Origin of the sequence: Paraburkholderia sp. SIMBA_053 (assembly GCF_046534895.1) — a bacterium.
GTDB lineage: Bacteria > Pseudomonadota > Gammaproteobacteria > Burkholderiales > Burkholderiaceae > Paraburkholderia > Paraburkholderia caledonica.
On the sequence record NZ_JAWRXU010000937.1, the window covers coordinates 1 to 262 of the forward strand.

Below are 262 nucleotides of genomic sequence, written 5' to 3' on the forward strand. Positions count from 1 at the left end.
CGGAGATCGTGCGGAGCAGCCCTTTCAGATGGGGGCGTACAACACGACCGAGACGACGGCGAAGCGCATGAACGTCGCAACCGACCTGATTGGAAACCCACTCGATCGGCACGTGCACGTCTTTCACCACCTTCCCATCAATCACCTCGTTACGCATGGCACGCTGGAAACCGTAGACCCAGGCGAGACAGTCGTAAAGACGGGTCTGCGTGTGGTCAGGCTCGACGAAGGCAAAAAGATCCATCGACGACGATTCCAGTGG

Annotated in this window: 1 protein-coding gene; it reads right to left on the reverse strand. The window is 58.4% G+C overall.

Annotated elements, in window-relative coordinates; translation table 11 throughout:
* Positions 1 to 244, reverse strand: a 244-nt coding sequence (locus SB753_RS38365) for a hypothetical protein (RefSeq protein WP_410805330.1), incomplete at its 3' end; no start/stop codon positions are given.
* Positions 245 to 262: the final 18 nt, after the last annotated feature.